The organism is Bacillus sp. N447-1 (assembly GCF_022701035.1).
Taxonomy (GTDB): Bacteria; Bacillota; Bacilli; order Bacillales; family Bacillaceae_G; genus Bacillus_A; species Bacillus_A cereus.
Genome location: NZ_CP065510.1, coordinates 82985 through 106259, shown reverse-complemented (window position 1 = coordinate 106259; position 23275 = coordinate 82985). Strand labels below are relative to the sequence as shown.

Here is a 23275-nt window from a genome sequence, read left to right as displayed (position 1 = left end):
ACACAAGGATAAACCTATTTATGTAATCTGTCGTACAGGGAGTCGTAGTGACTTGGCATGTCAGTTATTAGAAAAACAAGGGTTCTCGAATGTAAAAAATGTAGTTCCTGGTATGTCACAATGGCAAGGTGCTTTAGAACAAGAGTAGGGGGAAATACAATAACAAAATTAGCGATTATTGCAAGTAATGGAGATTTATTTAGCGCTTATAAAGTATTAAATATAGCGATTTCAGCATCGGCAGCAAATTATGAAGTATCAATTTTCTTTGCTTTTGAAGGAATACAATTACTTCATAAAGAAGCAAATCAACAATTAGTACTGCCAGAAGGAAAAGAGGCGAGTGCAGAGGGCTTTCAAAAATCCAATGTCCCAAGTATTCCTGAACTTGTAGACATGGCTAAAGAATTAGGTGTAAATATGATTGCATGTCAAATGACAATGGATGTAATGAACTTGGAAAAAGAAGACTTAGTTAAAGGTATTAAAGTCGCCGGAGCTATCACCTATTTAGTGTTCGCAAAAGATGCGAATATCACATTAAGTTTCTAAAATTTTTAACCATAAATATACCATAGGAGGTAAGGTAATGGATGTTATTGGATTACAAGCGAAAGATGTAGTTGAGAAAGTTTTATTTGGAGAATTATTCATTTTAGATGTTCGGAATGAAACGGATTATGTAGATTGGAAAATTGAAGGGAAGCAAGTAACATCTATCAATAAACCTTACTTTGATTTACTAGAAGGTGTTGAGGGAATTTTAGATGAATTGCCAAAAGATAAAGATATTCTTGTTGTATGTGTTAAGGAAGGATCTTCCATATTTGTAGCTGAACAACTTATAGAAGCAGGTTTGAAGAATGTCAATTATTTAGCTGGTGGAATGAAAGCTTGGAGTGAATATGTAAAACCCCTAAAAGTGGGGAATTCAAAAGATGGTGGAAGTGTTTATCAATTTAATCGTGTTGGAAAAGGATGTCTTTCATACATGGTGATTTCTAACGGTGAGGCAGCGGTCATTGATTCAGTACGTACAATCGAAGCATATGAAGAATTTGCAAAAGAAAAAGGTGTAGTTATTACAAACGTTCTAGATACACATTTACACGCCGATCATATTTCTGGTGGTCGTAAGCTAGCTGAAAAAGTAAATGGTACGTATTGGTTACCACCAAAAGACGCTGAAGAAGTTGTATTTTCTTATGAACCACTTGTAGAAGGAACTGTAATTACCGTTGGAACAAGTAAAATTGATATTCAAGCAATCTATTCACCGGGACATACAATTGGAAGTACATCATTTATAGTAGATGATTCTTACCTTTTATCTGGAGATATTTTATTTGTGGATTCTATTGGACGCCCCGACCTTGCAGGTAAGGCAGAAGACTGGGTAAGTGATTTACGCAACACTCTATATTCACGTTACAAAGAACTATCTCAAGATTTAATTGTTTTACCAGCACATTATTCTAAAGTAAGTGAAATGGATGAGAACGGTGTTGTTAGCGCAGTATTAAAAGATTTATTCTCACAAAATACGGGATTAAATATTGGGGACGAGGCAGAGTTTCGCAAAATTGTTACGGAAAATTTACCACCCCAACCGAATGCATATCAAGACATTCGTCAAATGAATATGGGGATAATCACTCCAAATGAAGAACAGCAACGTGAAATGGAAATCGGACCAAATCGCTGTGCAGTTCATGAATAAACGAAAATAAAAATACTATCGGAGGTATATAACATGAATGCAAAACAAGTATTAGACACAAAAGGATTAGCATGTCCAATGCCAATCGTAAGAACAAAGAAAGCAATGGATAATCTACAATCAGGAGAGATTCTAGAGGTTCATTCTACGGATAAAGGGGCTATAAAGGATATTCCAGCATGGGCTCAAACCGGAGGACATGAGGTATTACAACATACTGAAGAAGATGGTGTGTTAAAATTCTGGATTAAGAAAGCGTAAGAGAAAAGAGCCTGCTCTATGAATAGATTTTCTTAGAACAGGCTCTTTTTAATTATTAAAACCGTAAATTGCTTCTCGTAAGGTGAGAACCAAAATAGAGGTTAAGAAACAGTAGGGGGATAATGATATACATGATTTATACAGGTATTACATTAACCATTGTTTTTGTCCGTATACTTTTCAGACGTTATTTCCCTATTTTCGGAATTCCATGTATTTCAAACCCTGGTAATCTAAATCACCATAATGGAGTTATGTTAGACACGCGTAATTATAATGACAGCAGTTATGACAGTGTTCCTGGTTCTATTCAGATACCATATGCATATTTAGCAAGATATTATCATGAAATTCCCAAAGAACCGATTCATCTTATTGTCAATAATACATTAGATCGAAATTTAAGTATTCGTTTTTTAAGAGAGAAGGGTTTTGAAATAAAAAGTTACACCTTACCACAGTGTACATGTCTAAAAAATAAACAATGAGGTATTGGAGGTCATGTTGTGTGAGTACGAATGTAGCATTAAATATTATTTTTATTGTACTTATCGGCTGGTTTATGATTTCTCGCTTTTTACCTGTTAAAGGCGTTAAAAATATAAGTACAAAAGAGTTAAAAGCCGAGCTAAAGAAAAAAAACAACCTGTTTATTGATGTACGTACACCTGGAGAATTCCGAAGCAACCATATTCACGGGTTTCGGAATATTCCATTGAATGAATTACCACAAAGAGCTAATAGTTTAGATAAAGAAAAGGAAGTAATCGTAATTTGCCAGAGTGGTATGCGAAGTAAAAAAGCAACAAAACTTTTAAAGAAAATAGGATTCAAACACATTATAAATGTCTCAGGCGGTATGAGTACCTGGAACTAGGAGGATACAAAAATGAAGGAAATTACAGCGAAAGCGTTAGAGAATAAATTGATGGATCAAGAAGAAGTTAATATTATTGATGTGCGTGAAGTAGAAGAAGTGGTAGAAGGTAAAATTCCAAAATCACTTCATATCCCACTTGGATTATTAGAGTATCGTATGCACGAGCTAGATAAAAATAAAGAATATATCATCGTATGTCGTTCGGGTGGCAGAAGCTCGCGCGCAGTTCAATTTTTAGAGAGCTATGGTTATCAAGTGATAAATATGAATGGCGGTATGTTAGCTTGGAAAGGTGAAACAGAATAATTTTCAAATACCAAAATAGAGAATCAATGTACAAAATCGTTTCATAAAGGAAGGGATTTTGTACATATGATGAATTACCTATACGAGTAAAACAGGAGGAGTCAACATGGAACAAAAGAAGAAAACAACAATCGTTTTGTTTAGCGGAGATTATGATAAAGCAATGGCAGCTTATATTATTGCAAACGGTGCAGCAGCCTATGATCAAGAAGTAACAATTTTTCATACATTTTGGGGATTAAATGCACTTCGTAAAAGTGAACATGTGCAAACTAAAAAAACTTTCTTAGAAAAAATGTTTGGGAAAATGATGCCTCGAGGTGCGGATAAGATGGGATTATCCAAAATGAATTTTGCAGGTATGGGTCCGCAAATGATTAAGCACGTGATAAAAAAACACAACGCTATGCCCTTACCAAATTTAATAGATATGGCGAAAGAACAAGGTGTTAAACTTGTAGCTTGTCAAATGACTGTTGAATTATTGGGATTAAAAGAAGAAGAAATCATGGCAGATGTAGAATTTGCTGGTGTAGCAGCATATTTATCAGATGCTTCCGATGGAAATGTTAATTTGTTTATTTAGATACCCTAACGAGTATTAGTATTTGAAAACTTATAAAGTTATCCACATACAGGCCTAAAAGGTATTCAATTATAGAATGCTTTCTTGTCAAAGGGGGAAGAATGAACATGAGCCTTAGTTTCATCGTATTGCTTTTCATTGTTGGCTTTATTGGTTCATTTATTTCAGGAATGGTTGGTATTGGAGGTGCCATTATTAACTATCCTATGGTTCTGTATATTCCAGTGTTATTCGGTTTTACAGGGTATACAGCACATGAAGTAAGTGGCATTACAGCAGTTCAAGTGCTTTTTGCAACTTTTGCAGGTGTATGGGCATATCGTAAAAGTGGTTATACTAATAACACATTGGTACTCTATATGGGAACAAGTATTTTAATGGGAAGTTTTGTAGGGAGCCTAGGTTCAAAAATATTAGATGAAAATCAAGTAAATGTTTTATATGCCATTTTAGCTACAATTGCAGCCATTATGATGTTTATACCGAAACAAAACCGTGATGACCTGCCTGTAGAAACGCTTACGTATAATAAATGGATGGCTAGTGCATTAGCATTTATTGTTGGTAGTGCTTCAGGAATTGTTGGAGCTGGAGGAGCCTTTCTTCTAGTGCCAATTATGCTTGTCATCCTTAAATTACCTACCCGTATGACAATTGCTACTTCATTAGCAATTACTTTCATTTCTTCTATAGGTATTACGATTGGAAAAGTTTCTACAGGACAAGTGGTTGTCCTACCAGCTGTAATTATTGCTATTGCAAGTTTACTTGCTTCACCGATAGGAGCAGGTGTAGGTAAAAAAATGAATCAAAAAGTATTACAATGGATATTAGCTATATTGATTGTTTCAACATCAGTAAAAATATGGGTAGATATGATACTATGACATGTAGCAGAGCAATATCTATAACAAAGTAATAACTATTAATAAAACGAGCCGGACTTTCTATACTTGAAGAAATCCGGCTCGTTTTATCATTTCTATACTGTAGTTAAGTGTAATGTTTTAAAATAGATTCTGATACAAATGTTTTCTGCAAGCAGAAAATACAGAGGCTTGCAGTTCGCTTTCTGTTGTCCCATTACAAAGCTTCACTCCATTAATCAGCGGTATAGTGTAGGTGTGCGTATCCTCTTTTACGTCTATACCACGCAATAAGCATGCTACAAATGATACACCCAATTGAGATTAACTGAGCTATCCTTATATGAGATGTTAACATGAGGCTATCTGTACGTAAGCCTTCTACAAAAAATCTTCCTACGGAATACCATAATAAATAAGTTAGAAAGATTTCTCCTCTTTTTAAATTAGCTCTTCTTAATAAAAGCAATAGAGCTACACCTGTAATATTCCAAATAGATTCGTATAGAAAAGTTGGATGATAATATGTGCCATTTATATTCATCTGATTAATAATAAATTCTGGTAAATGCAAAGATTCTAAAAAACTTTTAGATATACCCCCTCCGTGGGCCTCTTGGTTTATAAAGTTTCCCCATCGTCCAATTGCTTGTCCTAAAAGTAAACTTGGAGCTAAAATATCCGCCATTTTCCAAAAAGAAAGATTTCGTTTTTTTGTAAACCATATAGTTGTTAATACAGCTCCAATAATACCACCATGAATTGCAATTCCGCCATGCCAAATTGCAAAAATTTCCCCTAGGTTTTCTTTATAATAGTTCCATTCAAAGAATACATAATATATTCGTGCTGAAACAATTGAGATAGGTAAAGCCAGAAAGATTAAGTCGTAAAATATATCTGAAGGAATCCCACGTTTTTTCCCTTCATGAGTTGCTAAGATAAACCCCAATATAGCTCCTATACCAATAATAACTCCATACCAATGTACAGCCATGGGCCCTAAGTGAATTGCAATTGGATCCAAGGGTTGGGTTTGTTCTGTCATTGAAAAGCGCCTCCTTTTATTTAAAAGTATAACAATATATACATTTTAGATTATGTTTATTATAACATTGAAACTTATCCAAATTACAGCTGTAGAAGCGATGAAAAAAGTAGGAATGAAAAGTAATACATTTTATAGGCGAGTTAAGGAATATGAATATACCTTACAAAAAAGTACCCGTTCTTGAAAATGGGTACTTTTTTTATTAGGGGGTCAGCCGAGATACGTAAAAAAACGGGTCATAGTATGTACTTTATTTCCCTTATGAGTTTCTTATTAGATTTGCAATCTTTATAAAATCTTCTTCTTTAATGCTTTTTGAATTTGATGACAGAATATAAGAAAATTTATTTGATTGAAATTGAAACATCGAAAAATTGTTTTCTGTTATGGATTTATATTGGCCCTTTCCATCTTTAAATTCCCCTGTTTTTTCAGGTTTTGAAAAAACTATTTCACTTTTTTTAGGATAAACTAAAATAAGGAAAATCTCACCAGACTCTTTATTTACATACTCAATTCTTAAATCCTTAGATTTTTGAATATTGTATTGACCGAAAGAATGCGAAGATTTAAACGAAAGATAATCCTGTAAATTTTCAGGGATATTTGTATTTCCCTTATTATGTTTTTCAAAAGTACCTTTAGCGTTTTTTATTGAGGTATAACCGGCTTCTCTGTATTTTTCTTCAAAGCCATTTCCTTGTCCATAAATATAAGTTACAGGAAAAATCAACCCAATAAATAATAATATTATTATTATTTTCTTCACTATAAAATCACTCCTTTTTAGTATTTTCGCCTGAAAATTTTTAAAAATTACCAGTTCCCAAAAAAAGGAATATCATTTGATTATTTTGCAGAAATTTAATATAAGATATAAAAAATTAGGGGGATGGGAGAGAGTTTAATGAAAAGGTACATATTTCTAATTTTTGTTAGTGTTGTAACGTTTTTTAGTTTTAGTTTTAATTCTGAATCCGCATCAGCGGCTTATTATTGTAATGGTGCAAGTGATTGTCGACAAGCATCAATGACCTATGGACAGAATATAGCTGCTTTTTCGTCACAGCTTTACCTTAGCGCTGGGGAAACTGTCAAATATGACTGGGAAAATAACCCGCCTGGAATAATGCAAGTTGGCTTTGCAGTATATAAAGGCGGAACAAGAGTTTCAAAAGAATTGCTTGCAGTGGGAAGAGTTGGAGAAAACTTTGGATTTTATACTGCTCCAACCAGCAGATACTATTATTTAGGCGCACTTTGTGAGGGTGGAAACGATAAAAGGTGTCAAGGTGGCGGAACAATTCGTAAATGATAACTTACTTAAAAACCTACAAAAATTATGGTTTGTAAGATAATAAAACATAATAATTAACAAGTGATGAAGGTAGCTAAATAGCTGTCTTTTTTGAGGAAAGTCTTGTTTTATAGCAAGGCTTTTTATTATGTTATGGACTAATTTTACAATAAAATCTGGGTATAAAGTTGCAATTTTGAGAACTGCAGTATCTTTTTTTACGATGAAAATGATTGTAAACATTGAAATGACAATGTTTTTGGATGAGATAGGTATATGTATCCAAGTTAATTCCAGCCTGTGATCCATTTACATGTATCTCGATTGAACCTCTTATTCCCCCTTTTCGGGGGGATGGGCAAAAACACCCAAGAAAGAAATTGGCTTTAGATTTTATTTCACAATGTTCATACTATGATTCTCCTTTTAAAATAAAATTACTTATCAGTAGATGATAAAATTCCAATGATCTGTGGAACTTTGGGGTTATTTATGTAGTAATACACCTCTAAACCTCTTCTATCATATCCTAATATCTTTCCTTTCATTTTAGATACATGCTGTGAAACTGTAGCTTGTGGTATTTGTAGTATGTTAACAAACCCTGAAACGTTTAATATAGTGCGCTTCATAAGAATTGTTATGATTTGAACACGAGCTGGATGAGATAACGTTTTTAACATTTCAACATCTTCGTTAGAAATAACTGTTAATGTGTGAGTCATTTTGTGATTCTCCTTATATATATGTATTTTGAGTTGGTGATAAGCTTCTATAGTTATTGCATACTTCTAATGCCCAATTTATATCTTTTTCTAACTTTGTACCTTCAGCCATTATTCGTAGAGTCTCATTGATCCACTCTTGGCAATCCTGATAATTTTGTGATACCTGGGCATTGATAGTAGCTTCTAGAATTTGTTTTCTCTTAGTTATTGCCATTTGTTTTCTCCTTTCTAATGAGCTATAGCGCTATATTGTCATGGGATATAGTCACTTACTGCCTTTAAACTGATAGGTATCCAATAAATCGTCTATTCGATAATAACGTGTCTCTTTGTATGGTGATGTACATATATGTATGACCGTTACGAATAAACTCAATTTCCTCACCTCCGCCAACTGAAAAAGCTCAAGAAAGTAACTTTTTACAGATTTATGGGAAAGTCCATACCGGACTTTAGTCCGCCTTTAGGCATAGGATGAGAGTATCGCTGTTTCATAGAAAAACAGTTGTGTTTTGGTTATACTTGAACTATAGACAAGTACAAGTCTTTAAAACGCCTATGTGTTCCTAGAAAACAAGATATCATATGGAGTTCGATAGCCGAATTCACGCTATCGGTAAAATGATATGTGTCGTCAAGGGCAAGACGCAAAAACATATGAACACGAAAAATCTGTACGGTATGGTTATAGTACCGTAGCTCACGAACCTATACGGTCTGTCGTGAGGGTGGTGATGGCACACCGCAATCCGATACCAGAAATGGACTTCGCCTTTTGGTAGTAAGAATCCCACTGACGTTAATCAGCTTGCTCCTTTAGGGGGGGAGTGTCAAATCTAAGAATGGTCTTTTATTCTTCATTAAGATTCATATAGATCCTCCAGGGTTAGATGCATTAGATTAGAAAGGTATAAGAAATAAAGCAAATAACCATAATAATTCCAACGATAGTAGTGAATAGTGCCAGGAAGCTAAGAACAATATAATATAAGAAGTAAACACCAATCATGATTGCTATTATAAATCCGAGTATGAGAGATAATATTCCAATTGTATGTAGAGAAATCACATTCAAAAATACTAAAGCTATGACGACTAAACCTATAATACCGAAGGTTCGCATGGTTATCGCTCCTTCCTCTTTATTTATAATTTTATAAATTTATAAATAGGTACATTTTATGTTTTGACTTTATCTTTCAATAGATGAATAGTTTTATTATGGCTTGGACATAATGATTATTGAGCAACTTGAATAGTATATTCAGAGGGTGTTTTATAATTCCTTCTGTGTACGTATAGCGTATATGCGAATTTATAATTTTATAAAATTATAAATAAGGTTATTTAGAAAGGTATAAAATAATATTTTATACCTAACTTTGATTTTTCTTTAATTCAAGCACTTGCTTAACTGCATTTTTCACTAATTTTTGTTTTGGAAGAGGTAAAGCAGCAACTTTTTCTTCTATTAACATGTTAATTACTTCATAAATTTTCATATCTTCAATTGTAGCGAGTGTAGATATTGCTGTATGTGTTTCTAAAGAAACACGGAATGATTTTGGTAACTCTTTTGTAGTAAGTTTTCTCCTAGGTTTTTCAAAGAGCTTATCATCTTCAGGAAAACTACGTTCCTGCTTTTCTTGACTTTCCGGTGTAAATGTTACCGAGCCTTCAGTTTTCTTTCTTCTCATACCAAGTTGAGCTTTGTCTATATCCAAGTGGTTATCCATTTACTGATTTCATTCCTTCCAAAATTTCGATTCTTTTTTCAACTTCGCTTGCAATATTTTGATATACATTATGAACGTTTTTATCATGCACATCTTTCATATTATAAGTGATTCCTGTTCTGTCAAACCTTTTTAAACGAGCCATTTGTTTAATGATATTTTTGAATACATTTGGTTTACCAAAAATTTCTTCGGCTTCTTGGAGGATATCCTTATCAATTTCATTGCCGTTTTGCATTAATACAGGTAACGCTCCGATGATTTCTAATGGTAATTTATAATCATCTGCTAGTGAAAAAACATGTTCAATATATTTCTGAGCGCCTTTTAGAGATCTTTCCTGTGTTTGTAATATAACCATAACATAATCACTTGAAACTAATGCACTGTCTGCGAATTTATTTAATTGTGGTGGAACATCAATTAAAATATAATCGTAATTTTGTTTAATTGTGCTCAATTGTTTTGCAAAATAAGTATCTTGTGAATGGTCATCTTCAAAATTCCTAAAGAGGAACTTTTCATATGTTTGTAAGTCTTCATATGAAGGTAGTAAATCTAAGTTTGGTAATACGTTAATTAACGCGCTTTGTAAATTAGCATCTATAAGAGCCATTGCTAAGGTTTTTTTGAATTCAGGTTCTATTGAATATACTTTCTTCATCGTATTGAATAGTAGATCAGTGGCATTTGCCTGTGGATCTAAATCTACTAACAATGTCTTTTTCCCTTGTTTTGCAAATGTATAAGCTAACATTACAGCGTTAGTAGTTTTTCCGACTCCACCTTTAAAGTTTCCTGTTGTGATAACCTTGCACATTTTCCGTCACCTCGTAAAAAAAGTTTTTTATATTTTTATAAATTTATAATCTTATTTTATACCATAATCACCCAATAGTAAAGTATAAAAGTATAACTTTATACTTTTATAAAAAGTTAAAGTTTTTCCTATTAATATATGATGTTTTGAAACCAGTATTCTTAAAATACTTTTATATCAAGGTTAATTAAGTTTTTAAAGTCCAAATACATATTTATAAAATTATAAAAGTATAAATTTATAAAATAATAAACTCTTTTGTTTTAATAACAGGATTTTTATATTATTATAAAATTATAAAAGTATAAAATAGCATTCTCGTTTTTTAATAGAGTGAAATGTTACGAGTCAGATAGTTATTTACAAACAAAAAAACTTGTTGTAACGTTATAGACAACAAGTTTTCTCAACGCAATTCGATTTAGTTTGATAATATACATAAAAAATTCGGAAGAATTTGTTGGATATATATAAGACACATAAACACAAAAAACAAATAAAAAAAGAACGGCTGTCTACTTGAGATTTGGAAGATCTCAAACCAGACAGAGGAAGTAGATCTGCTGGAAACATTTCTACTTCTTGGTGAATACAATTTGCTGGAAACATCTTGTATTCCATTTACGTCACTGCTGTATCAGTGAGTAAACTTCCCAAACCGTTCTAATTAACTATACTAATATGAAATATCTCCTATTAGTATAGTTAATTAGTGTAGATTTGTAAAGATAAGAACCCCTATTTAAGTGCATCTATAAGTGTATTTAATTATGGATTTTTCTACCTTTGTATACAATTCGGGAAGTCTATTTATTTAGGTGAGCAGTGATATAACTGCTCACCTTTTTTTATTGTTTTAAATCTAGTAGAAAGGAAATTTAACATGAATTCAGTACAGAAAGCTATTAATCTTATACTTCATAATGGTGTTCGTAAATATAAACATCAAAATTCACAGGCAGCGCTTATTTCTATTGCAGCTCAAGAGAAATTTGAAAAGAAGATTCTAAACGGTAAAAAAAATAAAAAAGGATCTATTTTCATTACACGTAAAAAAGAAGATTTAAGTGCGAAATTCGGGACACGTGGTGTTGTATTAACTTCTGAAGAAGCTGTACTGGATCATGTGGGACAAGCTTCACACTGGACACCAAACGTATACAACTTTGGTACATATAGCGAAAACGGTCTTCGTACAATTGTTGGTCACACTGAAAAAAACCTGCAACAAATTAATTGTTTCGTCATCGATATCGATTCAAAGTCATTCTCAATGACAGCAATTAACGATGTTGCATTAAACGCTGGTTTTGGTGTACCTACAATGATTCTTCGAACTACAAAGGGATATCAAGTATATTATGTGCTAGATCAAGCTGTGTATGTAACAAATAAAAAGGACTATATCGCAATTAAATCAGCAAAAAGAATCTCTCAAAACTTAAGAGAGATGTTTGCAGAAGGCCTACCACAAGTGGATTTAACATGTAATCACTTTGGCTTCTTCAGAATGCCTTCAGAAGAGAATATCATTATGTTCTTTGAGGAAAATGTTTATTCTTTCAAGGAGCTGCAGGAATGGAGTAAACGTCAAGATGATAATAAGGGGAAAGAATTTTTCGTAGGCCCAGAAGAAAATAATGTAATTGAAACTCCATTTTCTAAAAACAAACCTGTATAGCAACCGAAACAGGTAGAAGAAGCGTGGTTTAAGCAAGTTATGAATTGCACGAATATAGCGCCACAACAAACAAAAGCAGGGCGAAATAATGCGATTTTCACCCTTTCTTTAGCCTGTTTTCAAAGTGAAGTTTCAATTAGAGAAACTTTAGATATGATGGATCAATTTAATAGTAACCTGGAACACCCTCTAGATCATACAGAATTCAGAGGAATTGTAATGTCTGCGTATTCAGGAAAGTACCAGGCTGCACATAAAGATTATATTGATCGTCTACTTCAAACATATGCGACACCTGGACAAGTGAGTTCTTTTAGATCACCAGCTGCGTTTTGGAGAAAACATAAAAAACAACGTGAAGATCGAGTTCGCTCGCATTGGCATGAGTGGGAAGCGGATATTATTGCCTTTTTATCAATGAATTCTAAGAATAAACCTGTGTTATACTTTACACAATCAGAGCTATGCGAAGCGCTTAATATTCCTCGAAGCACATTAAATACTGTTTTGAAGAAGAGTAATAAAATATATAAAACGGTTGAAGGTAAAGGGAAAACAGCAAAAACGGGATTATCAACTATTGGAATGTTAATTGCGTTTGCATTACGTGAAATTGGGCAAAAAAGAGAGAATTACTTAATTTATTTAAACGAGCTATTCCCCCAAATGGGTAACATTATATTACAAGCGAAAAACAATAGCGCTATGGCGGAGAAAAAGGCTTCATACAGCTTAATCGAAGGATTGTCAGCTGGTTAATTTTTAATTGTCCACTGTGCCGATACATAATTATATCTACGATACAATCTCTGAGGAGCAAGCTATAGCGTTATGGCTTGAATACTTTTACTTATATTGTTTGTTGGGGGATTGTTTTAACTTTGTTAGCATTATACTCTCCTTATGGTATGTGAAATTATCTATAAGTGGTTTAGAAGGTTCTGGTGCAAAAACTTCAAGGTGGTTACAAGTAATCTCTAAATCTTGGACATACTGGATACTATTACTCTATAAAGGTGTGTGATTGGTATGGAAAGGAAAAATTGGTTCAAATGGAAGCACTACCAGCCTGATATTATCTTATTAACGGTAAGATGGTACCTACGGTACAACCTAAGTTTTCGTGATTTGGTGGAAATGATGGAGGAACGGGGTTTATCCATTTCTCATACAACGATTATGCGTTGGGTTCATCAGTATGGTCCTGAATTAGACAAACGGATCCGACGTTACCTCAAACAAACAAATGACTCTTGGAGAGTAGACGAAACATACATCAAAGTAAAAGGACAATGGATGTATTTATATCGTGCGGTAGATTCTAAAGGGAACACAATTGACTTCTATTTAAGTAAAGCTAGAAATCATAAGGCTGCAAAGCGCTTTTTCAAGAAAGCTTTGCTGTCTTTTCATGTTGCAAAGCCTCGTGTTATAACAGTCGACAAGAATCCAGCTTATCCTCTAGCAATTGAACAGTTGAAAAAAGAAAAAAGCATACCTAACGGTATGCGACTTAGACAACAAAAGTACTTGAATAACATAGTAGAACAAGAGCATCGCTTTATAAAGAAACGAATCCGTTCTATGCTAGGTTTTAAATCTTTTGACACAGCTACATCCATTCTTTCTGGAGTAGAAGCTATGCATATGATTAAAAAAGAACAGATTGATTTACGGGACCCGTCTGTCCAAAATCAGAAAGAATTCATCCATCAATTGTTTGGACTTGTAGCATAAAATACAATTCTGTTAGGAATATATGCGTTTTACTGGTTTTCATTTTATCTTTGCACCAGAACCTCATTAAAAAAGGCCAACTTATTTTACCAGATAAGTCTGTCCAAAATGAAATGAAGTTTATTCATCAACTATTCAGAATGGCTGAATAGGAATAGACTCCATTAGGAATCTATATACCTCTTTCAAATAAATGTAATCTTTGCAACAAATCCACTTTTTATATTGTAGCGATAGACATTGTAATCAATCCCTACTTAATAAATTTCATATTCATCTAATATATCTTTCAGTTCAAACCAATCATCATCTTCAAAAACATTGTCGAGTTTCGATAACTTAAATTTCAATTTCTGTGCAAAAATAAAAATGCTATCAGCCAGTTCAATTAATTGGTTATTATCTAGCTTATAAAGCGTATCTCCATATAAATATTGCCAAACATATTCTGTTACTTCTTCATCTTGTTCAGGCGAGTTTTCTATATATTCTATGATATAAATAAAATCTTCTTTAATCTTTTCGTATACTTCTTCTAATACTAATTTTTTGGTATCTGTATTTGATTTTCAGTTAGCGATTGTATTAATTTTTCTTTTGTTTTTACTCAAACTATCGCTATTAAACTTGGTTTTTAAATCAATTAATCGGTCATATTCGGTATTGATTAAATTTATAATTTTTTTGATTAACTTTAAGAAAATCAATATCGCTATCAGTATAAATCCCGTCTGTATTGATCCTTCTAATTAAGCTGTTTATATTCTTACCAATATAGTTTATTTCTTTAGTTAAATCTCTATAAACTTTCATATCAACATTAAGTTTAAAATGTGTTTTTGTTGAATCAATAACAAAAGCTGAAGTTGATTTATATCCCAATTCTACAGCTTTATTTTTTATCATTTCTTTATCTTTTTCATCTAAAGTTATTTGCAAATATGTTTTATGAATAAACCCCATAATTTCACCACCAATTTTATAAATTAATCGAGCAAAGCGACAACAAATAAATAAGTGATTTTGCAAAAAATCGCTTATTTATATTTGTAAAGGTCGTAGGAATCTCCTACCAAGTCAAAAACAACGTTTTTGGGGATTACCATGGTAATCCCGTAGCTTGCCCATTTACTAATACCCCAAAATCGTACCACCTTTTCCAGTTATGTGTCATAAAATGTTAAATATTTCATAAGGAAATTGGTATGGAAATGGTGAATATAGATGATACACAAAGATTGCAATGGAAGTTGTAGCACAAATCTTTAAATTATCGGCACAAGCCTTATTACATGTTTGAAAATCATTAACAAATTTACAAGAAAATAAAGAACAACCTACAGAAGATAATATTCTTGATGAAAACCCCAAAATTAGTAAACAAAAAATCAACGAACTTATTAAAAAGAAGAATAAAAATGATGGTGTAATTGCTTTAAACATAATGTCACAAATTATGTTTAAAGCAGCACTGGAATCAATACGAAATATCCTAGAAGATATGACAGTTAGTTTAATAGCCACTGACGTTTTCAGCAGGCAACAATTATTTTATCTACTTTGAGTAGTTAATTTATTCTAAACAAGAAGGGACTTCCTTCTCTTTATACATTATGCTGGTCAAACTTATTAAGAAAGGAGGAAAACGAATCTATTTTCAGTTATAAATTTGTAAACTAAATAAAAACAGTGACATAGTGCTATGTTGCCGTTTTTATTTAGACACCAACCAGGAAGCAACTCTCCTAAGTATGAAAGCTTATTAATTAATAGAATACTACTTATTACAAACCACCCACTTTTCATAAAGCTTCCCTTTTACGAAAGCATTGAATTTCTTTACTTGTTCATCCATTAAAATCCTTTTATTTTAATGTTGGTCTAGCCAATAAGCAAATAATTCGCTAACACTTATGTTATGGCTTTTTGCAATTCTACGAGCTTTTTCCTTATGAGATGGTGTGAACATAAGTGACATTTGTTCCTTTTTTTCTTTTCCTTGTGGAATATTAATTTCAGGATTTTTAGGAAACTTTAACCATCTCATATTCCACACCTCGACTCCAATTTCTACAAAGGAATCTGTTAGCTCCCACTTAATACCTTCACTTTTATGCTCTATAATTAATCCTTTTTCATTAATCCACTTCTCTCCAACCTCAGTAACTGCTAACATTTGTTGAGTATTTCTCATTTCCACTCTCTCCTTCTCTAATCAGATAACTATTTTTCATCTACAATATTGTTGACTTACAAATCCTTTAAACTTAATCTCCTTCGAGATAAGGAAAATAGTCAAATGTTTGAAAAAGAAATAATCCATATGCATATATTATCACCTGACGAACACTAGAACTATAAGAACTTAAAATCCATTAAATATCTAACTTTTTTCCTTATTTAGTTAGTATATCTAACTTTTATGGTATGTAGATGACTGAATAACTATACTCGGACTATGAGAACATTAGGACAAACTATTAAATATTTTAGAAAAAAGACAGGGTTAATCCAAGAAGATTTTGCTGAAAAATATGGATTTAGTCATGGACAAATGAAGCATTGGGAAACAGATCGACACCAGCCGGATGTTGAGAGCATCAAAACTTTAGCGTCGATTTTCCGTATTTCTACAGACACACTTCTTAACTTCGAGAACGAGCAAGACGATGCATTACTAGCTTTACTACAAAGCGACGTCAAGAAAGCCTACGAAGAGCTTGATGGACGTCAGAAAGGACGTTTTGCCAAACAGGTTTCGTTGTACGTGGAAATGTTGAAAAACAATAAAGACATATTGTGATTTGATTTCATCATAAAAGAAATCATTTCCAAAATAAAGAGGTAGAATTTTACATAATTTGACCAATTTATCGAAAGGGGGCAAACGCTCTCTTTTTTTATTTTCATTCGACATAATATGACAAAAAAGTCTTCATAAAATCGTTCCATTGATTCATAACTATCAGTAATCCCTTCTTGGTTGAGCCACTTTTTCTCTACGTTCATTTAATGCATGTTTGTTTCTCTTTTGTTTAATGTACGGTTTAACAAAATTAATCCTAATGTTGATTTTGGGTACTGTTTTGCATAATTTGTAGCCAGTATTCCACCAAAAGAGTGTCCCATCACAAGCCATTTTTTTATTCTGAATTCATTTCTTATTTCTTCAAGATCTTGTAATAATCTATTTAGTGAGTAATAATCTTGTTTAGATAAAGAAGAACGTCCACAACCTCTTTGATCTAAGTAGTACATTTGCATGAAATTCTCTAAAGACGGTCCTGCTGCTTTTTCAAAAGAATAGCTCCAATAGCCAGGACCGCCATGTAGAAAGATACAAGGTATTCCTTGTCCACTTTTCGTTATATGTAAAGTAGTTCCATCACTTGTTATTATGTTAGTCAATTATGAATCCCCCCTATAAAGAATACTTAACTATATAACTTCTCTTTAATGTATTAAAAAACCTGTACATATTATTATGTATACTCGATACAGGATTAGTTAATATAAGACATCATTATCAGTAGTTAATAATGAATAGAATTTTCGTTTTGGGGATGCTTCTAAATATTAGCTTGATGGGGATGGGGTACCACCAGCATTTTGGAAAAAACCACGCTAAGAGCATGCAAGATTTTATACAGTTTTTCGGCTAATCCAGTAACAAACGAGAACCTTAAAACCCACTTCAGGATAGGAATGTATAAAAAAATGAATAAAGTCATAGAAAAAGGAAAAGGCGGATTTCTACTCTCACAAGGAATCTGCCTTTTCCTTGCTATCAATAATTTGGCTTTATGTTAACTAAATTTGTATAGAGTATTCATGTGAAAAAGAGAAAAAATGAAGTTTTTCACGTATCCTTCCTTCGATCATAAACTAAAAAAGTGTGGTGATGAATATGTTATTTCGGAATCAAATGGACAAAACTTCTTATCATCAAAGATTTTTTCGTCCATCATGTTTGCCAGCTTTAAATTTAAGATTTGCATCTTGGGAATTCTTCAAACCTTATTATGATAAAACTTATAACCAAATCCAGGTGCCTGCAGAATTAATTAAAACCCCTGAAGATACCCTTATTAACTATTTTAGTATTTTACGGGAGGCAGTAAATCTAGGAGAGAGAAGTTGCGGTTCCATCGGTCAGAGGGATCTTCCATTTCCAATTCCCTATAATTTTTTATCCAAATCTTATCAAAATAAACTAAGCTTTGAAAAATATGTAGATTCGTTTGCAGGAATAGGACATACGAGTTTAATAAAGCTATGTCGAGTCCCAGGTGGAGAACGGGGAATAAGATTTTTTTATGAAATTGAAACAATTGAATTGTCAAAAGACTTGATGGTTGAGTACTTTGGCTATTCGTATGGATTTATCCAACTTGAACACGAAAAGGATGGTTATCGAATTTCAGATTTGGGTAAGATTAAAGAAGATTTTCTATGTGCACCATATCATGGTTGGAACTATGACGGGGAAGCTGTAGTAAAAATAAAATATGGAGAATGGTGTGAAATGATTCAGCACATGTACCCAACAATAAAAAATGGATATATGAAAAATATTTACTTTCATGGCAATGATGGGGCAGATTATTGTTTTATCTTTTTCACATTAACGAATGGGACTGACGTAGAAATTGCCCAATTTCACAAAGTAGGAAATGAAGCGTGGAAACAGGTAAACATAAAGCCTGAAGAGGAATGTTAACCTGAAAATTCGAATGAAAATCAATAAAATTAATAAATGAAATAAATATTCAATAAAGCAAGCGTTAATCTGTAATTAACGCTTTTTTGTTACCGATAATGAGACGTTATGTTAACTTCACATGTATAGAATATACATATTTATCCTTCAATACATTCAGGATAAATATTCCATTTACTACCCATTTTGTGTAAAATTATACTTATATAAGAAAGGAGTGTAACCAAATGGCTTTTGAATCACTTCCTACTGGGTTTTGGAGTATTTATTATATTTTTCTATTGTTAGCTTTTGTAACAGCTCTGTACAGCTTATTTAAGAAAAAAGAGAAGTGGTTGTCTGCTTCTGTTGTTTTTACTACTTTTCTTGTTCCATTTGTTTCTCTGCTTTATAGCATAGGACGACGACCTGAAGGAAAGAATGAAGCAGAACATTTGATAGATGAACTCAAAAGAGGAGAACCTTAGTCTATACTTGTCATTATAGGTTATATGCTCATTCTCTTCTGGTTTATTCGTCCACTCATTAACAAAGAGAACCAACTGAAAAATAGGAAGATGTGAAGCGAAAAACGAACTTCCAATAACGAAAATTATGTAAAGGTATAAACCAAAATGGTGTGTTTTATAAAGAGGAAAACGACGATATCCCAGGTTTAATGGCAATTTTGAAAGAATGTTAAAATTGGAAAGAAAAATTATGAGGTAATCTCCTTTAATCTGGAGTATTCCGAAACAAGAAATGATAGTAATAAAAGGGACTCTGAACTTATAGTTGTATTGAAAATAAAAACTGGTTAATAAGCATCCATAACGGATGCTTTTTATTTGTTATATAGAAATTACACATAAAACATATATTTATACGCTTTGTTACTACACGTTAAGAAATAGTAATAAAACGATGATAATGATGAAACCGTATAAAAACAAAAAGAATCCTAAGATGGGTAGTTTTTTATGAAATTCGAGCATGATAAACCTCCTTGGGTATATAGAGGATTTTAATATATTGTTGGTCTATTTAGAAGGGAAAATATAAATTGGTATATGTGAGAATATGAATGAAATGGACAATTGTTTTAAAAAATTATATAAATAGGAAGAATCTAATAATTATATTCATCTTAAGAGGTACAAATTCGATGCGACGTGAAAAGGATTTGTTGAAACAATGGAAGGCGGATTTACAAGCTGTTCAAGAAGAGAAGAGGCTGAAGAAGGCTAAGAAAAAGAAAAAGAATAAGAAATTTAGCATTCCAGGTAATACAGCTGACTTCATGAATGGAAAGAATACTTATTATAAAGAGAATGGGGTATGGAAGCAAAGAAATAAATAATGTGAGGATAAATAAGTTTGATTAAGTTTATAGCAATTATTGTGGGCGCTACCGTAATCTTGGTGGCGTCTTGTTTATTGTTAAGGAAAGATAAGGGGTGAGGGGGAATCATGTCAATCTTCCTCTAGTAAAAAAGATTGACATGATTATTAAATGCATAAATCAATGAAATTTTTCCCAAGTGGTGTAACTCCCACTATACCTTTTTCCATAAGGTTCTGGTGCAAAAATAAAATGAAAACCAGTAAAACGCATATATTCCTAACAGAATTGTATTTTATGCTACAAGTCCAAACAATTGATGGATGAATTCTTTCTGATTTTGGACAGACGGGTCCCGTAAATCAATCTGTTCTTTTTTAATCATATGCATAGCTTCTACTCCAGAAAGAATGGATGTAGCTGTGTCAAAAGATTTAAAACCTAGCATAGAACGGATTCGTTTCTTTATAAAGCGATGATCTTGTTCTACTATGTTATTCAAGTACTTTTGTTGTCTAAGTCGCATACCGTTAGGTATGCTTTTTTCTTTTTTCAACTGTTCAATTGCTAGAGGATAAGCTGGATTCTTGTCGACTGTTATAACACGAGGCTTTGCAACATGAAAAGACAGCAAAGCTTTCTTGAAAAAGCGCTTTGCAGCCTTATGATTTCTAGCTTTACTTAAATAGAAGTCAATTGTGTTCCCTTTAGAATCTACCGCACGATATAAATACATCCATTGTCCTTTTACTTTGATGTATGTTTCGTCTACTCTCCAAGAGTCATTTGTTTGTTTGAGGTAACGTCGGATCCGTTTGTCTAATTCAGGACCATACTGATGAACCCAACGCATAATCGTTGTATGAGAAATGGATAAACCCCGTTCCTCCATCATTTCCACCAAATCACGAAAACTTAGGTTGTACCGTAGGTACCATCTTACCGTTAATAAGATAATATCAGGCTGGTAGTGCTTCCATTTGAACCAATTTTTCCTTTCCATACCGATCACACACCTTTATAGAGTAATAGTATCCAGTATGTCCAAGATTTAGAGATTACTTGTAACCACCTTGAAGTTTTTGCACCAGAACCACTTAAGTCGCACTTAAAGTATAGAGGAGGAATTTTAAATGAAAATCGGAAGAAAAGTAGCGGATTTCGGAAATAGTTTCAATAATTTTATGGTTGATGGTTATTATATTGAGCTTGCAACTAATGTAGTTAAGATTTCAAAGAAAAAAGCTGAAGATTTACTTGTTGATCGTATTTCTAGACCAGAAGATTTGTTAGATAGATTGCTTATCTCAACTGAAATTGAGGGTGAAGAATCTTATTATTTAGTAGGGAAATTAGCTGAAGATAATCAATTAGCAAACTCTCATGTGAATAAAATGCACGATAAAATTAATAGCCCTATCCCATACATAAGCTTTTTAGGGGCAATTGCATATTATCATGCACTTAACGCTGATAAAGACGATAATGAAGTTGAAATTGAAAACATGAATATGATGCTTCCAATTTGGCTTTTAAAGCGTGAAGAGAAATTTAGCATTGCCCATAAAAAGATGGAACAAAGATTTATTGGTGAACATAAAGTTAAAGTGTTAACACCAGGAATGGAAAGAGATTTATCGATTACGGTTAATACAGCAAAGTGTAGAAATGAATCAGAGGTTGCTAGACATTCATTAAAATATAAAATGGTTTTAAAAGATAAAAATTCAAATGTAATTAGTATTGAAAAACGTTATGAATCTGAGAAATTTGATGATTATGAAGTTGTCTTAACTGATATTGGTGGTGGATCGACAGATGCCGTACAATTAGGTAAGGGCCTTACTACACCTAAACACAGAGATTCGTTCCAAGTGATTGATATTGAGCCGTTCTTAGGATACCTAGAGCGTTTTAGAAAAGAAAAATTAATTCAATATTTTAAAGATCTAAGAACGTTAGAGAAATTTATTGTTAATAATTATAAAAATCAGGAGTATGTGCTTTCGAATGAAAATACTGGCGAAGAATATGATTTCACTACTGAAATTGTAGGTGCACTACAAGAATATGCAACAATTTTAGTTGCTAAAGTGTTGGATGTATTCATTCCATCAAGTACAAACACAGTATTGAAATTCATCTATATCGGAGGCGAAGCTCCAGTTCTAGAACCATATATCCGTCTTGCTTTATTAGATCATATGTCTGAAACAGCTGCTAAAAACAATCACTTCTTCTTGAACGACATTATTCAAAGCAACGAGAAAGAAGTATTTGCTCCAACATCACGTACAATTAACCTAGCTGCATTAGAATTAAAAGCAATTGATGAGATGAAGGGACAGTTAGCTTAGAATAAAGGGACGTGCTGATGATGGCTAAAAATAGAAAGATGGCATTACAAGCTGATAATATGCCTGATGATGTATATAAGATCCTTAATGAAAAAGCTAGTAGTAGGCAATTAACAGCTTTTGTTGTTGAATTAGTACAAAATGAAAAACGTTATGAACAATTAATACAAAAATTAGATAATGTAGAACAAAGATTAAACTTGTTAGATACAGTTGAAAGTAAATTGGATCTTCTATTGAATAATGGATTTGTTTCAGCCACAGAACAGGAAAATATAAAAGCTGAAGAGCCAATACTACAAGAAGGTAGAATTATTGACGCTAAAGAAGTTATTGGTGGGATTTCTAAGGAAGATAGCGAAGAGATAGATTTCTAAGAACATAACTAAATGAGTGAAATCAGTATAAGTAAAAAGACAACAAGACGAATAATCATATGAGGGAGTGCTTACTTATTAAAGAAAGCACTCCATTTTTATATTATATACGAATTATGGTTCTAATGAGAACATACCTATATACTGAAAGTGGTGAGCTTATGGAAGCACCAGGAAATCACCAAAAAAAGCGAACTAAGATTCCAAAATCCTTTTCGCTCTTGATAATTATCTTAATTTTATTGTATTTGTTTCATTCAGTCGTTTTGCAAATTATAGGAATCTTGTTGATTATCACTCTTATATGTCTAGGCCTTTATTACCTTGGACATTTGTTATTTAGGATAATGGCTTTTATTATTGTAGTAAGTAGTGTTATATGTGCCATATGTGTATTAGGATATTTTTTGTAGTATTAATATGAAAAGGAATGAGAGATGTGGAAAAATACCCAGTAGAATTCACAATTATATCCCCAAATGGAGAAGTATACGAGCCTGACTTGGTATACGTTACTGCAAATACACCCAATGATGCTATACAGCAAGTAGAAAGTGAAATAGAACATAGAATGGGTAAATATTATAAGTACAGGGTAACAATTAATGTACTATCTGAGGATGAGCAACTTTCTTTATTTTGAAAGCCCTTGAATAGAGCTAATAAAGATGTTTAAATTATTGTTCATATCTACTTTATTTATAAATTAAAATGGAGGGGTTTATCCCCCTCCATTTCCATGTGCATATTGAACAATAAGGTCTTGGGTAACTTTGCTTACCGGAGTTTGTACACTAAATATTAAAGTCATAGCTATTAACAGTCCAATAG

General features: G+C 32.6%; 27 protein-coding genes and 4 pseudogenes. 20 read left to right on the top strand and 11 right to left on the bottom strand.

Annotated features, from left to right (window positions below):
- Positions 1-7 precede the first annotated feature (7 nt).
- From IQ781_RS28545 to IQ781_RS27805, 9 genes and pseudogenes are all read left to right on the top strand, one after another.
- Positions 8-148, top strand: a pseudogene (locus IQ781_RS28545) (rhodanese-like domain-containing protein); the annotation flags it as partial.
- Entirely contained in the window at positions 121-552 is a 432-nt protein-coding gene (locus tag IQ781_RS27840) for a DsrE/DsrF/DrsH-like family protein (protein WP_242808346.1), read from the top strand. The pseudogene IQ781_RS28545 and the gene IQ781_RS27840, both read left to right, overlap by 28 nt.
- A gap of 37 nt (positions 553-589) precedes the next feature.
- Positions 590-1720 carry an MBL fold metallo-hydrolase gene (locus tag IQ781_RS27835; protein ID WP_242808345.1) on the top strand — a complete coding sequence of 377 codons (1131 nt, stop codon included), beginning with the start codon at positions 590-592 and terminating at the stop codon, positions 1718-1720.
- Between the two features lie 33 nt (positions 1721-1753).
- A complete protein-coding gene (locus IQ781_RS27830) occupies positions 1754-1981 on the top strand; it encodes a sulfurtransferase TusA family protein (protein ID WP_242808344.1) in 228 nt (75 codons plus the stop codon).
- 131 nt (positions 1982-2112) lie between these two features.
- A complete protein-coding gene (locus tag IQ781_RS27825; RefSeq protein ID WP_242808343.1) occupies positions 2113-2469 on the top strand; it encodes a rhodanese-like domain-containing protein in 357 nt (118 codons plus the stop codon).
- 74 nt (positions 2470-2543) lie between these two features.
- On the top strand, positions 2544-2858 hold the full coding sequence (locus IQ781_RS27820) for a rhodanese-like domain-containing protein (protein WP_242808462.1): 315 nt from the start codon (positions 2544-2546) through the stop codon (positions 2856-2858).
- 12 nt (positions 2859-2870) lie between these two features.
- On the top strand, positions 2871-3167 hold the full coding sequence (locus IQ781_RS27815) for a rhodanese-like domain-containing protein (RefSeq protein WP_242808342.1): 297 nt from the start codon (positions 2871-2873) through the stop codon (positions 3165-3167).
- Positions 3168-3273: 106 nt separating this feature from the next.
- Positions 3274-3753 carry a DsrE/DsrF/DrsH-like family protein gene (locus IQ781_RS27810; protein ID WP_242808341.1) on the top strand — a complete coding sequence of 160 codons (480 nt, stop codon included), beginning with the start codon at positions 3274-3276 and terminating at the stop codon, positions 3751-3753.
- A gap of 107 nt (positions 3754-3860) precedes the next feature.
- On the top strand, positions 3861-4640 hold the full coding sequence (locus IQ781_RS27805; RefSeq protein WP_242808340.1) for a sulfite exporter TauE/SafE family protein: 780 nt from the start codon (positions 3861-3863) through the stop codon (positions 4638-4640).
- A 214-nt stretch (positions 4641-4854) separates the two neighbouring features.
- On the opposite strand, the gene lgt is transcribed toward IQ781_RS27805, so the two are convergent.
- Complete coding sequence (gene lgt, locus IQ781_RS27800) at positions 4855-5667, bottom strand: prolipoprotein diacylglyceryl transferase (RefSeq protein ID WP_242808339.1); 813 nt, start codon at positions 5665-5667, stop codon at positions 4855-4857.
- A 79-nt stretch (positions 5668-5746) separates the two neighbouring features.
- Here lgt and IQ781_RS28360 point away from each other — a divergent pair.
- Positions 5747-5854, top strand: a pseudogene (locus tag IQ781_RS28360) (DNA recombinase); the annotation flags it as partial.
- Between the two features lie 75 nt (positions 5855-5929).
- Here the strand turns inward: IQ781_RS28360 and IQ781_RS27795 are convergent.
- Positions 5930-6439: a hypothetical protein gene (locus tag IQ781_RS27795; protein ID WP_242808338.1), complete on the bottom strand. Its 510-nt coding sequence runs from the start codon at positions 6437-6439 to the stop codon at positions 5930-5932.
- 138 nt (positions 6440-6577) lie between these two features.
- Between IQ781_RS27795 and IQ781_RS27790 the strand changes: the two genes are divergently transcribed.
- Positions 6578-6985, top strand: a complete 408-nt coding sequence (locus IQ781_RS27790; protein ID WP_242808337.1) for a hypothetical protein — start codon at positions 6578-6580, stop codon at positions 6983-6985.
- A gap of 419 nt (positions 6986-7404) precedes the next feature.
- Here IQ781_RS27790 and IQ781_RS27785 read toward each other — a convergent pair whose 3' ends face one another.
- The 5 genes from IQ781_RS27785 to IQ781_RS27765 all read right to left on the bottom strand — a co-directional run bounded on the left by IQ781_RS27785 (position 7405) and on the right by IQ781_RS27765 (position 10251).
- Positions 7405-7692, bottom strand: coding sequence for an ArsR/SmtB family transcription factor (locus IQ781_RS27785; RefSeq protein ID WP_242808336.1), 288 nt, complete (start codon positions 7690-7692; stop codon positions 7405-7407).
- 13 nt (positions 7693-7705) lie between these two features.
- Entirely contained in the window at positions 7706-7909 is a 204-nt protein-coding gene (locus IQ781_RS27780) for a hypothetical protein (protein ID WP_242808335.1), read from the bottom strand.
- Positions 7910-8590: 681 nt separating this feature from the next.
- Entirely contained in the window at positions 8591-8818 is a 228-nt protein-coding gene (locus IQ781_RS27775) for a hypothetical protein (RefSeq protein ID WP_242808334.1), read from the bottom strand.
- 253 nt (positions 8819-9071) lie between these two features.
- Entirely contained in the window at positions 9072-9431 is a 360-nt protein-coding gene (locus IQ781_RS27770; protein ID WP_242808333.1) for a hypothetical protein, read from the bottom strand.
- Positions 9424-10251, bottom strand: a complete 828-nt coding sequence (locus IQ781_RS27765; protein ID WP_242808332.1) for a ParA family protein — start codon at positions 10249-10251, stop codon at positions 9424-9426. Before IQ781_RS27765 ends, IQ781_RS27770 begins: the two co-directional genes overlap by 8 nt.
- Before the next feature lie 883 nt (positions 10252-11134).
- Between IQ781_RS27765 and repS the strand changes: the two are divergent.
- A pseudogene (repS, locus tag IQ781_RS27760) lies at positions 11135-12691 on the top strand (replication initiation protein RepS).
- A gap of 270 nt (positions 12692-12961) precedes the next feature.
- Positions 12962-13669 carry an IS6 family transposase gene (locus IQ781_RS27755; protein WP_242808331.1) on the top strand — a complete coding sequence of 236 codons (708 nt, stop codon included), beginning with the start codon at positions 12962-12964 and terminating at the stop codon, positions 13667-13669.
- A 257-nt stretch (positions 13670-13926) separates the two neighbouring features.
- On the opposite strand, the pseudogene IQ781_RS27750 reads toward IQ781_RS27755, so the two are convergent.
- A pseudogene (locus IQ781_RS27750) lies at positions 13927-14632 on the bottom strand (hypothetical protein).
- Between the two features lie 907 nt (positions 14633-15539).
- Positions 15540-15863: a hypothetical protein gene (locus tag IQ781_RS27745; protein ID WP_242808330.1), complete on the bottom strand. Its 324-nt coding sequence runs from the start codon at positions 15861-15863 to the stop codon at positions 15540-15542.
- Between the two features lie 264 nt (positions 15864-16127).
- Here IQ781_RS27745 and IQ781_RS27740 point away from each other — a divergent pair, with 264 nt between their 5' ends.
- Positions 16128-16472 (top strand): helix-turn-helix domain-containing protein, encoded by a 345-nt coding sequence (locus IQ781_RS27740; protein ID WP_242808329.1) that lies wholly within the window; start codon positions 16128-16130, stop codon positions 16470-16472.
- 206 nt (positions 16473-16678) lie between these two features.
- Here IQ781_RS27740 and IQ781_RS27735 read toward each other — a convergent pair whose 3' ends face one another.
- The gene (locus IQ781_RS27735; protein WP_242808328.1) at positions 16679-17077 is read right to left on the bottom strand and encodes an alpha/beta fold hydrolase; all 399 of its coding nucleotides are present in this window, start codon (positions 17075-17077) and stop codon (positions 16679-16681) included.
- A 499-nt stretch (positions 17078-17576) separates the two neighbouring features.
- Here IQ781_RS27735 and IQ781_RS27730 point away from each other — a divergent pair, with 499 nt between their 5' ends.
- The 3 genes from IQ781_RS27730 to IQ781_RS27720 all read left to right on the top strand — a co-directional run bounded on the left by IQ781_RS27730 (position 17577) and on the right by IQ781_RS27720 (position 19728).
- The gene (locus IQ781_RS27730; RefSeq protein ID WP_242808327.1) at positions 17577-18389 is read left to right on the top strand and encodes a hypothetical protein; all 813 of its coding nucleotides are present in this window, start codon (positions 17577-17579) and stop codon (positions 18387-18389) included.
- Positions 18390-18616: 227 nt separating this feature from the next.
- Entirely contained in the window at positions 18617-18856 is a 240-nt protein-coding gene (locus tag IQ781_RS27725) for a hypothetical protein (protein ID WP_242808326.1), read from the top strand.
- A 677-nt stretch (positions 18857-19533) separates the two neighbouring features.
- Positions 19534-19728 (top strand): hypothetical protein, encoded by a 195-nt coding sequence (locus IQ781_RS27720; RefSeq protein ID WP_242808325.1) that lies wholly within the window; start codon positions 19534-19536, stop codon positions 19726-19728.
- A 277-nt stretch (positions 19729-20005) separates the two neighbouring features.
- Here the strand turns inward: IQ781_RS27720 and IQ781_RS27715 are convergent, their stop codons facing one another.
- Positions 20006-20713 (bottom strand): IS6 family transposase, encoded by a 708-nt coding sequence (locus IQ781_RS27715; RefSeq protein WP_242808324.1) that lies wholly within the window; start codon positions 20711-20713, stop codon positions 20006-20008.
- Positions 20714-20843: 130 nt separating this feature from the next.
- Between IQ781_RS27715 and IQ781_RS27710 the strand changes: the two genes are divergently transcribed.
- The 3 genes from IQ781_RS27710 (at position 20844) to IQ781_RS27700 (ending at position 23087) form a co-directional block, all read left to right on the top strand.
- Positions 20844-22067 (top strand): ParM/StbA family protein, encoded by a 1224-nt coding sequence (locus IQ781_RS27710; RefSeq protein ID WP_090979025.1) that lies wholly within the window; start codon positions 20844-20846, stop codon positions 22065-22067.
- Positions 22068-22087: 20 nt separating this feature from the next.
- Positions 22088-22444 carry a hypothetical protein gene (locus tag IQ781_RS27705; protein WP_090979042.1) on the top strand — a complete coding sequence of 119 codons (357 nt, stop codon included), beginning with the start codon at positions 22088-22090 and terminating at the stop codon, positions 22442-22444.
- 430 nt (positions 22445-22874) lie between these two features.
- A complete protein-coding gene (locus tag IQ781_RS27700; RefSeq protein ID WP_242808323.1) occupies positions 22875-23087 on the top strand; it encodes a hypothetical protein in 213 nt (70 codons plus the stop codon).
- Positions 23088-23275: the final 188 nt, after the last annotated feature.

What these genes read in the sequence shown, in the direction of transcription:
- IQ781_RS27755 (WP_242808331.1), top strand. Translation starts at nt 12,962, where the DNA reads ATGGAAAGGAAAAATTGGTTCAAATGGAAGCACTACCAGCCTGATATT.
- IQ781_RS27785 (WP_242808336.1), bottom strand. Translation starts at nt 7,692, where the DNA reads ATGACTCACACATTAACAGTTATTTCTAACGAAGATGTTGAAATGTTA.
- IQ781_RS27720 (WP_242808325.1), top strand. Translation starts at nt 19,534, where the DNA reads ATGCGACGTGAAAAGGATTTGTTGAAACAATGGAAGGCGGATTTACAA.
- IQ781_RS27730 (WP_242808327.1), top strand. Translation starts at nt 17,577, where the DNA reads ATGTTATTTCGGAATCAAATGGACAAAACTTCTTATCATCAAAGATTT.
- IQ781_RS27835 (WP_242808345.1), top strand. Translation starts at nt 590, where the DNA reads ATGGATGTTATTGGATTACAAGCGAAAGATGTAGTTGAGAAAGTTTTA.
- IQ781_RS27700 (WP_242808323.1), top strand. Translation starts at nt 22,875, where the DNA reads ATGAGAGATGTGGAAAAATACCCAGTAGAATTCACAATTATATCCCCA.
- IQ781_RS27705 (WP_090979042.1), top strand. Translation starts at nt 22,088, where the DNA reads ATGGCTAAAAATAGAAAGATGGCATTACAAGCTGATAATATGCCTGAT.
- IQ781_RS27790 (WP_242808337.1), top strand. Translation starts at nt 6,578, where the DNA reads ATGAAAAGGTACATATTTCTAATTTTTGTTAGTGTTGTAACGTTTTTT.
- IQ781_RS27715 (WP_242808324.1), bottom strand. Translation starts at nt 20,713, where the DNA reads ATGGAAAGGAAAAATTGGTTCAAATGGAAGCACTACCAGCCTGATATT.
- IQ781_RS27810 (WP_242808341.1), top strand. Translation starts at nt 3,274, where the DNA reads ATGGAACAAAAGAAGAAAACAACAATCGTTTTGTTTAGCGGAGATTAT.
- IQ781_RS27780 (WP_242808335.1), bottom strand. Translation starts at nt 7,909, where the DNA reads ATGGCAATAACTAAGAGAAAACAAATTCTAGAAGCTACTATCAATGCC.
- IQ781_RS27740 (WP_242808329.1), top strand. Translation starts at nt 16,128, where the DNA reads ATGAGAACATTAGGACAAACTATTAAATATTTTAGAAAAAAGACAGGG.
- IQ781_RS27770 (WP_242808333.1), bottom strand. Translation starts at nt 9,431, where the DNA reads ATGGATAACCACTTGGATATAGACAAAGCTCAACTTGGTATGAGAAGA.
- IQ781_RS27840 (WP_242808346.1), top strand. Translation starts at nt 121, where the DNA reads ATGGCAAGGTGCTTTAGAACAAGAGTAGGGGGAAATACAATAACAAAA.
- IQ781_RS27745 (WP_242808330.1), bottom strand. Translation starts at nt 15,863, where the DNA reads ATGAGAAATACTCAACAAATGTTAGCAGTTACTGAGGTTGGAGAGAAG.
- IQ781_RS27825 (WP_242808343.1), top strand. Translation starts at nt 2,113, where the DNA reads ATGATTTATACAGGTATTACATTAACCATTGTTTTTGTCCGTATACTT.
- IQ781_RS27765 (WP_242808332.1), bottom strand. Translation starts at nt 10,251, where the DNA reads ATGTGCAAGGTTATCACAACAGGAAACTTTAAAGGTGGAGTCGGAAAA.
- IQ781_RS27725 (WP_242808326.1), top strand. Translation starts at nt 18,617, where the DNA reads ATGGCTTTTGAATCACTTCCTACTGGGTTTTGGAGTATTTATTATATT.
- IQ781_RS27775 (WP_242808334.1), bottom strand. Translation starts at nt 8,818, where the DNA reads ATGCGAACCTTCGGTATTATAGGTTTAGTCGTCATAGCTTTAGTATTT.
- IQ781_RS27820 (WP_242808462.1), top strand. Translation starts at nt 2,544, where the DNA reads ATGATTTCTCGCTTTTTACCTGTTAAAGGCGTTAAAAATATAAGTACA.
- IQ781_RS27805 (WP_242808340.1), top strand. Translation starts at nt 3,861, where the DNA reads ATGAGCCTTAGTTTCATCGTATTGCTTTTCATTGTTGGCTTTATTGGT.
- IQ781_RS27710 (WP_090979025.1), top strand. Translation starts at nt 20,844, where the DNA reads ATGAAAATCGGAAGAAAAGTAGCGGATTTCGGAAATAGTTTCAATAAT.
- lgt (WP_242808339.1), bottom strand. Translation starts at nt 5,667, where the DNA reads ATGACAGAACAAACCCAACCCTTGGATCCAATTGCAATTCACTTAGGG.
- IQ781_RS27830 (WP_242808344.1), top strand. Translation starts at nt 1,754, where the DNA reads ATGAATGCAAAACAAGTATTAGACACAAAAGGATTAGCATGTCCAATG.
- IQ781_RS27815 (WP_242808342.1), top strand. Translation starts at nt 2,871, where the DNA reads ATGAAGGAAATTACAGCGAAAGCGTTAGAGAATAAATTGATGGATCAA.